Source organism: Streptomyces durbertensis (assembly GCF_014156695.1).
GTDB classification, from domain to species: domain Bacteria; phylum Actinomycetota; class Actinomycetes; order Streptomycetales; family Streptomycetaceae; genus Streptomyces; species Streptomyces durbertensis.
This window is the reverse complement of record NZ_WMLF01000015.1, coordinates 22,447-29,170: the sequence shown is the minus strand read 5'-3', so window position 1 is coordinate 29,170 and position 6,724 is coordinate 22,447. Positions and strand designations below refer to the sequence as shown.

Below are 6,724 nucleotides of genomic sequence, written 5' to 3'. Positions count from 1 at the left end.
CGACAACACGGGCCATAGGCTGGGCCGGTGACCGACATCCACACCACGGTGGCCTTCAAGAGCCTCACGGCCCAGACGAGCGCAGTCCTGCTGACCCGGGGCATGGAAGTCGAGCCGACCGCCGTGCAGGGCGTGCTCGCCCACGTCGTCACCGTCACCGCCGAGCGGACCGGCCTGGACGAGGAGGAGGCCCTCCACCTCGTCACTCCGGAAGCCGTCGCCGACCTCATCGCCCAAGCCGCCGACGAGCGACTCGACGGAGCGGAAGACGTGCACGCCGTCCGCCCAGTCCGCGTCGACGCCCGCACTGTCCCAGCCGACCTCGGCACCCTCGGCCGCCTGGTGATGGCCGCCGCCCAGGCCGGCAAGTACGCCGCCACCAACCACGACCGCCGAGCAGCCGCCCACCTGATGGACCTGGCCACCGAACTCGGCGCCGCCCTCATCCCGGACAACGACCCCACGGTCCCCGTCGGAGTTCTGGACGAGCTCGCCGACCAGCTCGACCGAACGATCGCGCACATCGAGGACGGCGAGTGGAGCATCTGCCCGTGCGGCGAGAACCACGACCAGGACGATGTGGACGCCGGAGCCGCTCGCACCATGCGCCACGACGCCACCCTCGCCCGCCACCTCCGTGGGAAAGTGTTCTGATCTTTCGCCGGGGTTAGTGAGGGGCTTCGAAGCGGGTTGGGATCGCCCCGGAAGCGGCGTGGGTCAGCGTCGGATAGCGACGACCTCGACCTCGGCGTTCATCGCGCGCAAGCGACGTGCCGACTGGAGCAGGGAGACCTGGGCGAAGGCGAAGAGGGAGTCGACGTTGATCTCCTTTCCGTCCTTGAGGAGGATGGCGAGCACGACCTTCAGCGTGCCGAAGTCGCTCAGGAGGCGGTGGCTGGGATTACGGTCAGCAACCTGCTTCAGGAAGGCGCTGCGGATGGCTTCGTCGCTGCGTAGGGTTTCGACGGCGGTTACCGCTTGGGCGAAGAGGTGGTTCAGCGGCGCGGTGCCGTTGCTGCCGGTGGCCTTCTTGACGCAGATCAGCTGGTTGTCCGGGCCGAGGACATCGCAGACCTCCAGCCCGCCACCGTTGAACTTCTCCGTGACGATGTTCTTCTTGTCGAAGAGGAGGTAGCCGTCCTGCCCGGCTGCCTGCTTCTTGTACCAGTCCTCATCGTGAGAGTCCCGGCCCTTGTCGTTCGCTACTCCCTTCGGCCAGGTTGGCAGTCGGACACTGGACGACTTGCCCAGCAGCTCCCGGAGCTCGTCCTCCAGCGTTTCGAGGAATCGGGCTCCCACCTCGTACCACTTTCCGTGGCCGTAGAAGTACCGAGCCGTTCCTACGGGGACGTCCGCGATGAGCCACTCCTTGCCGGTGGTCGCAGCACTCGCCGGAGTCTACAGGTCGTCGTCGCTGAACATGACGACCCGAACTTGGCCGAGCGCCTTGAGACGCTCGCCCTCGGCCTTGTCCGAGACGAACTGGAGGAGTACGGGAAGGTCCAGATCGGTGACATCGATGCTGCGGCTACCCGAGCTGATCCGGAACGCCTGGGCGGAACCGAAGCCCTCCTGGCAGCTCTCCGGCACTGCCGCGTGAGTCGCGGGTGACTCCGGTCGACGAGCATGCGCTCAGCAGGGCCGTGGCCAGGGCCACGATCTGCCCCCGGGTCGGCACCTTCATGGCGAGGCCGGTGGCCTGGATCGTCCTGGCGTTCGGGATCTGCTCCGCAGGATCGTCCAAGCCCGGGACCGACACCGTGGCCTTGCCGCCGCCCTTGAGGATCGACTCCACCTGCTTGGCGACCGCAGCAGAATCCACAGCCTGTGTATTGCCGCCAGCGCAGGCAGCCTGGGCACTGCTGGCACCGGCCAGAGCCATGGCGAGCGGGGCGATCAGCAGCAGCGGACCGAGCGCGACGGCCCCGACTATCGCCGCGCCTGCCTTCACGGTCGCGAGCCGTCCGCCAAGGGGTGGGTGGGGGAGCCGTGCTCCGGAGATGGGCGTGCCTGGGCATGCTGCATCAGCAGCTCCTTACTCGTAGGCAGCGCGGCACCAGCGTTCTCGTCGATAAGGTCACCGGCACCGCGCCGGTCAGGAATTCACATCACCTGGGATCAGGGAATGGAGAGTCCGGAGGCCGGGAGCGGCTAACTCCCGGCCTCCGGAAACGCCTTTACTGGGATGCGGCAGCCAGCCGCGCTCGTAATCTCACACGCCACACGGAGAATCTCTCCAGCCGAATGTTCGGGCCGTTTCATGAGCGCTGCCCACGTTGTCATCTGGACGAGACAACACGGAGCAACACAGCTCCGGAGGCGAAGCCAGGCCCCGTCCGTCGGACACGGCGAGACTGTAGAGACGGATTCCAGCCGCACCAAACGACGCCTCGTCCGGCGGCAGAGCATCGTTAGGTGCGGCCGGGAATGACGGTTACTCTCCAGCCCATTGCTCGCCCCTGACGGCTGTCTCTGCTGCCTCCGGGAGCGACTCACCCTGGCGTGTGCACAATTCCGGGAACGCGGAATCAGGCGCGCGATCCTCCCTTCGGAAAGAGAGAACCGCGCAATGCCGTACACCCTGCACCGAGGCGACGCGCTGACCGCCCTCGCCGGCATCCCCGACAACAGCGTCGATGCCGTCATCACGGACCCGCCCTACAACAGCGGCGGCCGTACCAGCAGCGAACGAACCGGCCGCAGTGCCCGCGCGAAGTACACCTCGGGCGACGCCGAGCACGACCTCGCCAACTTCCCCGGCGAGAACCGCGACCAGCGTTCGTACGGCTTTTGGCTCACCCTTCTGCTCACCGAGTCGCACCGGGCCACCGTCGAGTCCGGCGCCGCACTCGTCTTCACCGACTGGAGGCAGCTGCCCACCACGACCGACGCGCTCCAGGCCGCCGGCTGGACCTGGCGTGGCATTGCCTCGTGGCACAAGCCGGTCTCCCGACCGCAGAAGGGCAGGCTCAAGCAGTCCTGCGAGTACATCGTCTGGGGCACCAAGGGCCCGGTCGACCCCGACCGGAACCCCGTCTACCTGCCCGGCCTCTACACCGCGAGCCAGCCCCGGAAGGACCGCGTGCACATCACGCAGAAGCCCGTGGAGGTGATGCAGGAACTGGTGAAGATCTGCCCGCCGGGGGAACGGTCCTCGACCCCTTCACCGGCTCCGGCACGACCGGCGTCGCCGCCCTGCGCGAGGGCCGCAAATTCATCGGAGCCGAGCTCTCCGAGCACTACGCCGACATCGCCGAGCAGCGGCTGCGAGGTGCGCTGACCCAGGACGACTTCGAACTCGCCGGGCCCGAAGAGTGAGACCGAGAGCCCCCGGCAGTAGGGCCATAACGCAGCGATGGGCGGTTGTCCCACCAGAGTGGTGGGACAACCGCCCATCGTCATAAGGGGACTTACGCCACCTCGACGCTCCGCTGGATCAGGTCGGTCGCTCGTTCGAGATCCTCGCGCGAGCCGATCCGCACCTCGACGCCGTCACGGATTCCGAGGGCCCCGAGGCCACGCATGTCCCGGGAGAAGCCTTCCTGCAGCTCGACTGAGTCCGGATCGAGCCTCAGATTGACCACGAGCAGCCGGTTGCGCGGCTGTACGCGCACCGTGGCCACGTTCACGATCCGTCGGTAGGCGACGTAGTGGAGCTGGGGCTCCTTGAGTACATCCCGGTGAGACAGCAGCAGCTCGTCGAGGTCCGCGTACAGCTCCTTGAGATCCTCGGGCGACTCGTCGAGATACTGCTGGACCGACTTCGGTGCTGGAGACGCTGCGCGGGCCGATCCCGACGCTCTGCCCCGCGCAGAGGTGCGACTCCCGCCAGCCGACGCAATGAGCTGCAGCGTCAGCACGTCCTCGAAGACCCGGTACGTCACCAGGTCGATCCGGTGGCCGATCATCTCCACAGCCACCGTGTCGTGGTGGGTGAAGGCGCCGGCGACGCAGACGATCCGCGGAGCGCTCCAGTCGATCTCCGCGGCGGCCTGGTCGCCGAGCTTCTCCCGGGTCAGCTCTCGAACTCGTGGTGGTGGTCGTGGAGCCACCACAGGCATGAGAGCCCCTGGCTGATGACGTTCTGGTCGCGGTTGCGCTTGTACTCGACGATGACCGGCGTGCCGTTCTCGTCCAGCCCGAGGGAGTCGATCCGGCCTCCGTGATGGCCCGTGCGGTACTCGGTCGCCAGGAAGCGGATGCCGAGCATCGCCTCCATGTTGGCCTCGATCAGCCGCTGCAGCTCGACCTCCACCCCCACGGACGCCCCGGCACCTCCGTCGCCTGCCGGCCTCTCACCCTGAAGACCTCCAGGTTGCTCATGCGTCTCCCACCCCCTTGATCACTGCGATCGAACAATCGATCTCGGCAGGCGGGTATTCCGGGTAGGGCACCATGCCTCGGACAGGCCGCACGTCGAGATGCACGCCGAAAGGCATTCGGCGGTGCTGTCTGGGAACGTGACGCGGTCGAAGCGACTGGAGGTCGTGTCTGTTGGCACGGGTGATCTGGTCGTGGCCCGTGGCCTCGGTGGCTGGAGGCGGAGAAACCGGCCAGGGCAGTTCCGAAGTACACACGTCTTGTGTCACACGCGTCCCCTATGCTTGGTGCCCGAAGAGTGCACCAGGCCGTTCACGCGAAGTCAGGGGGCTCCGTACACCTCCACAGCTCCTCACGAGCACCGACACCTGCATGCTGGGCAGTCAGAACGCCGAGGTAGACCGCCTCTGAATCTTGCTTTGACCAGCGCTTGTGTGGTGTCCTGGTGCTCGTTCATGTCGTTGTGACGGAGGTCGGACTGTGGGTGGCCACTACGGTGTGCCTCTTGAGCGGAGCGATCAACTGAAGCTCGACCCGCACAAGAACAGCTGCACCCCTGAGGGCTTTGGGAAGTGGCTGAGAACCTTCGGCAGGGGCAAGAGGCTTGCTGTCGATCTCTTCTCGGGGGCGGGTGGTCTGAGCTACGGCCTTCAGCGGGCTGGGTGGACACTTGCTGCTGCGGTCGACTTCGACGAGCGAGCACTGGAGACCCATCGCGCGAACTTCCCCGGTCTAAGCCTTCACATGGACCTCGGGGACCCGGCCAAACGCAAAGAGCTCCTGAAGCTGCTCGAGCCGGCGGATATTGATCTGGTCGCCGGAGGACCTCCATGCCAGCCCTTCAGCAGGGCCGGCCGCAACAAGATCCGGGATCTTGTGGTCAACCACAACCGGGACCCGGACGACCACCGCAAGAAGTTGTGGCGGTCCTACCTGGACGTTGTCAAGGCGATCGGGCCCAGGGTCGTCCTCATGGAGAACGTCCCGGACATGGGCCTCGGCGATGACTTCTCCGTGATCCGCACCATCGAGGAGGAACTGGAGGAGCTTCACTACGCAACCCAGGTCCGACTCGTCGACGCATGGAGCTACGGAGTCCCTCAGCACCGCAAGCGGCTCATACTGCTTGCGAGGAAAGACGTCGACCGGTTCGAGTGGCGCGCCCCTCAGTCTGGTCGGACCACGCTCCGAGATGCCATCGGTGACCTCCCCGAACTTGAGGTCGAGCCGCTGGAGCGGGTCGGGGAGCGCGAGATGGCCTACCGCGAGCCCCACGACATCTCGCCCTTCGCCAAGGAGATGCGCAAGGGGGCACCGGAGGGTCTGGTCTGGGACCACATGACCCGGAGGGTGCGGAAGGACGATCACAGGATCTTCTCCGTGATGGACTCCACCACGCTGTACTCGGACCTGCGCAAGAAGCTCAAGCCCGAGGAGTGGAAGTTCCAGCGGTACAACGCCGAGAAGTACACCGACAAGTACAAGAAGCTGCCCTGGGACGACCTCAGCCGGACGATCACCGCTCACATCGCCAAGGACGGCTACTGGTACATCCATCCGGAGCAACTGCGTACGCTCACGGTGCGTGAGGCTGCCCGCGTCCAGACCTTCCCCGACGGCTTCAGGTTCGCTGGCACGCGGAGTGATGCGTTCCGCCAGATCGGGAACGCGGTGCCGCCCATGCTGGGCAAGGCAGCGGCGGAGGTTCTCAAGCCGGTCAAGGGTGTCAAGGCTCCCGCCGGCGGCGGGCTCAACCCTCACTGGCAGCAGGTCCGCCAGGCACTCACCACCTGGGCGCTTGAGCGGCGTCAGGCCAACGACTGGTACGAGTTCCCTGGTACGGAGCCAGTGCCGTTCCACGCTGCTGTGGTGGCTGTGATCTCCGGAACGAGGATGAAGCCGGAGGAGCGGGCCGCCTTGATGGCAACGGTGCGGAGGTCCAAGCAGCTCACGGCGACGGGCTTCCAGAAGCTGGTCGCCGCGGCTCCCAATGCCGCCGTACGAGCTCGCATCGACCGCCTCGAGCCGCTGGTGGACCAGCCTGCAGCCTGGAGGCCGAACAACCGGTTCGAGATTCCCGGCAAGCTCGCCATGAAGCCCGCCGAGGAGTCGCTGTACAGGCTGCTGATCGGCGAGGACCTCATGTTGGTGGGGCAGGGCACGATCCGCGTTGCGGCCCGGATGAACGGGGTCAGGACGGATCACGAGAACCGCCTCAGTGAGGGCAGGGTCAATCTGGTAAAACTTCTAGGCGCGGGAAAGCATGCTCCTCTTCGCATGGCTGCGATCCGGCTGATCGGCTCGGAGCTCTGCCGGGAGCAGCAGACAATCTGTGCGGAGTGCCCGCTCGCGGCCTTCTGTCCTCGAAAGGAAGAGACGCCCACGATCTTCTGACCTCGTGCCG

The 6,724-nt window shown here is 66.3% G+C and carries 5 protein-coding genes and 3 pseudogenes; 3 read left to right on the top strand and 5 right to left on the bottom strand.

Annotated features, from left to right (window positions below; genetic code table 11):
- Window positions 1-27: 27 nt before the first annotated feature.
- Window positions 28-654, top strand: a complete 627-nt coding sequence (locus GL263_RS02130; protein ID WP_182853800.1) for a hypothetical protein — start codon at window positions 28-30, stop codon at window positions 652-654.
- Between the two features lie 63 nt (window positions 655-717).
- Here the strand turns inward: GL263_RS02130 and GL263_RS02125 are convergent.
- The 3 genes and pseudogenes from GL263_RS02125 to GL263_RS28130 all read right to left on the bottom strand — a co-directional run.
- Window positions 718-1,371, bottom strand: a pseudogene (locus GL263_RS02125) (DUF6119 family protein); the annotation flags it as partial.
- 27 nt (window positions 1,372-1,398) lie between these two features.
- Window positions 1,399-1,590: a hypothetical protein gene (locus tag GL263_RS28135; protein WP_228456029.1), complete on the bottom strand. Its 192-nt coding sequence runs from the start codon at window positions 1,588-1,590 to the stop codon at window positions 1,399-1,401.
- 46 nt (window positions 1,591-1,636) lie between these two features.
- Window positions 1,637-1,951 (bottom strand): annotated as a pseudogene (locus GL263_RS28130) (C40 family peptidase); the annotation flags it as partial.
- A gap of 618 nt (window positions 1,952-2,569) precedes the next feature.
- On the opposite strand from GL263_RS28130, the pseudogene GL263_RS02115 reads away from it, so the two are divergent.
- Window positions 2,570-3,318 (top strand): annotated as a pseudogene (locus tag GL263_RS02115) (DNA-methyltransferase).
- A 92-nt stretch (window positions 3,319-3,410) separates the two neighbouring features.
- Here GL263_RS02115 and GL263_RS02110 read toward each other — a convergent pair.
- Window positions 3,411-4,052, bottom strand: a complete 642-nt coding sequence (locus GL263_RS02110; RefSeq protein WP_228456028.1) for a transporter — start codon at window positions 4,050-4,052, stop codon at window positions 3,411-3,413.
- Window positions 4,016-4,261, bottom strand: a complete 246-nt coding sequence (locus tag GL263_RS28125) for a hypothetical protein (RefSeq protein WP_323379212.1) — start codon at window positions 4,259-4,261, stop codon at window positions 4,016-4,018. The genes GL263_RS02110 and GL263_RS28125 overlap by 37 nt, the downstream gene beginning before the upstream one ends.
- A gap of 539 nt (window positions 4,262-4,800) precedes the next feature.
- Here GL263_RS28125 and GL263_RS02105 point away from each other — a divergent pair.
- The gene (locus GL263_RS02105) at window positions 4,801-6,714 is read left to right on the top strand and encodes a DNA cytosine methyltransferase (RefSeq protein ID WP_323379211.1); all 1,914 of its coding nucleotides are present in this window, start codon (window positions 4,801-4,803) and stop codon (window positions 6,712-6,714) included.
- Window positions 6,715-6,724: the final 10 nt, after the last annotated feature.